Origin of the sequence: Shewanella sp. SG41-4 (assembly GCF_014164505.1) — a bacterium.
In the GTDB taxonomy this organism is placed as follows: Bacteria; Pseudomonadota; Gammaproteobacteria; order Enterobacterales; family Shewanellaceae; genus Shewanella.
Map to the genome: position 1 here is coordinate 1 of NZ_JACJFI010000613.1, position 1,269 is coordinate 1,269.

Genomic DNA, 1,269 nt, shown 5'->3' on the forward strand with positions numbered 1-1,269 from the left:
GACGACTTAACAGGCTTAAAAAATCGTTACTTTTTTAAGATATTACTCGACGAAAACATTGAATCTTGTCGGCAAAATCAACAGCCTTTAGCGTTATTATTTTTGGATCTAACGCGTTTTAAAGTGATTAACGATAATTTTGGTCATAGTGCAGGCGACTATATTCTTACCCAGGCTGCAACACGTATTAATACAACATTAAAAGGGACTTTCACCGTGTCACGTTTTGGCGGTGACAAATTTTGTATTGCATTACCCAATAAAGCCGCTGATGAAGCCAATGTAATTGCGACAGAATTAGTTGAAGTATTTCAACAACATTTTGAGTTTTTAGAACAAACCATTATTTTAGGTTGTCGTGTGGGTATTAGTCTTTTTCCTGAAGATGGCCAAGACGCAGAAGCGATTTTGAGCCAAGCTGATTCAGCTTTGTATGAAGCGAAAAAAAGACCGTTTGGGGTGGCATTTTGTAACAAACAACAAGCGATACATAATAAACGCCGACTGATTATCGAGCAGGGATTACGTAAAGCGCTAGCTGAGCCCGTTGTTGAACATTATCAAATATTTGCGGTTTATCAGGCTTTAATGACTTTACCAAGCCAAAAGTTAGCCGGATTTGAAGCGTTAATGCGCTGGAAACACCCAGAATTTGGATTGATTTCTCCTGCAGAATTTATTCCTATTGCTGAAGATACAGGTTTAATTTTCGAATTAAGTAATTGGATGCTTAAAACAGTTTGCCTGCAGTTAGTAAGATGGCATGCACAAGGTTTTGATTTTAAGAGAGTCTCAGTCAACTTGTCTGCATTGGAACTGATTAATATCAATTTGGCTGACGATTTACTGGCGGTTATTACAGAAACAGGGGCCAAACCTAAGTGGTTTAAATTTGAAATCACTGAAACCGCATTAATGGCCATTCCGGAGCAATCAATCGAGACGTTACAAAAACTGATCCAAGCAGATATTCATGTCGCTATCGACGATTTTGGCACCGGCTATTCATCACTTTCTTATCTTAAATCACTACCTGCGACAATGTTAAAAATTGATCAGTCATTTATCAGTAATCTGATTAATTCAGCGGAAGATCAAGCTGTGGTGAAAGCGGTGATAAGCATGGCTCATTCATTAGGTAAGTGTGTTACGGCTTAAGGAGTTGAATTACAAGATCAATTAGATTTTTTGATTGAACATCATTGTGATTTGTCACAAGGGTATTATTTTTCAAAACCTTTACATCTTGATGATTCTTATCAAAATTAC

At 37.3% G+C, this 1,269-nt stretch carries 1 protein-coding gene; it reads left to right on the plus strand.

What is annotated here, in order from left to right; genetic code table 11:
* On the plus strand, positions 1–1,158 hold a 1,158-nt coding region (locus H5202_RS22675), incomplete at its 5' end, for a putative bifunctional diguanylate cyclase/phosphodiesterase (protein ID WP_259397450.1).
* Between the last annotated feature and the right edge of the window lie 111 nt (positions 1,159–1,269).